The sequence below is a fragment of the Helicobacter sp. 13S00482-2 genome, assembly GCF_002272795.1.
Taxonomy (GTDB): Bacteria; Campylobacterota; Campylobacteria; order Campylobacterales; family Helicobacteraceae; genus Helicobacter_J.
Map to the genome: position 1 here is coordinate 1 of NZ_MLAT01000064.1, position 738 is coordinate 738.

1 protein-coding gene is annotated in these 738 nt (G+C 36.3%); it reads left to right on the top strand.

The features are described 5' to 3' along the window. Positions 1–616: outer membrane beta-barrel protein (locus BKH42_RS09110; RefSeq protein ID WP_143428623.1), on the top strand; the 616-nt coding region annotated here is incomplete at its 5' end. Positions 617–738: the final 122 nt, after the last annotated feature.

The window sequence follows — 738 nt, forward strand, 5'->3', positions numbered from 1 at the left end:
CACCTTAGCACAAGCTAAGTTCTTCTTAGGAATTGATGCTGGGAGTAGTATTGATAGAGTGGATGTAGAGGTAGAGCCTACTCTTGGATATATGGATGTTGTTGTAAAACCTGGATCTTTTACAGAAAATGCCTACAGAGGCAATGGCTATCTTTTTAATTTCAACTTAGGTACTGAACATCATTTTGATAGAAACAACTATGTGGGTTTCAGATGGTTTTTAGGACTAGGATATGGAAGAACCACGCTTATCAATCAAATCTATACTCCCATACAATATCCTTCTAATATCATTGAAGCAAAATTGGGATTGGATCTATTGCTAGATGTCATCAAGTTTGATACTCATAGTACTTTAGGCTTCTTTGGTGGAGTTGAGGGGGGAGTGGAACCAGTGCTATCTGATAAGTTTTATGAAAGAAGACCGATTTTTGAATCATCTAATCCTTATCTTTCTGCTCGTGCAGGTCTCTCAATCCTTCTAGCAGAGCATCATCGCATAGAATTTGTTGCAAAGATACCTGTATATACTTTATATCCAAACAATGGATCAGGTAAAGCTGATAACATCTACAAACCCCTCCAATTCATGCTTGGGTATAAGTTTATCTTCTAGGAGGGATTGAGTTGAGTTTAATAACTAGGAATCATCAAATGAAAAGTTCATTAACTTCATTTCTAAAAAGAAGTATATCCATATTACTTTCCTCTTCACTCCTATCTTCTCAATCACTCCTA